Origin of the sequence: Chromohalobacter sp. HP20-39, from assembly GCF_033052815.1 — a bacterium.
Classification (GTDB): Bacteria; Pseudomonadota; Gammaproteobacteria; order Pseudomonadales; family Halomonadaceae; genus Chromohalobacter.
In genome coordinates this window covers 1-274 of sequence record NZ_JAWHTP010000663.1, presented here as the reverse complement: position 1 = coordinate 274, position 274 = coordinate 1, and the positions used below count along the sequence as shown (strand labels likewise).

Sequence of the window (274 nt, the reverse complement as noted above, 5' to 3'; positions counted from 1 at the left end):
GAAAAAATGGTTCAAATTAAAGTTCGGGGCTCCAAGCTCGAACCCGCCGAACCAGTCGCGATTATTCTCGAGGGCTTGCTCCAAGCTTTGTGACCGGAACCGGGAAAGCACATCTGCGGAAAAAGTACTTTGGGGGAAGATGCCTTCCGCTTCCAGCGCAGCCGCCTCATGTCGAGCTGCGTCAGCAAAGAAATCATCCTCCTCCGGTTCAGGATGCCGTGCCATTTCCGCGTCATACACGTCGTGGTAGCGCCGTAAGTGCAGCCCATCCAAA

The 274-nt window shown here is 54.7% G+C and carries 1 protein-coding gene; it reads right to left on the bottom strand.

Annotated elements, in window-relative coordinates:
• Nucleotides 1-274 (bottom strand): hypothetical protein (locus RVY79_RS19605; protein ID WP_317466245.1); only part of this gene is annotated, 274 nt, incomplete at both ends.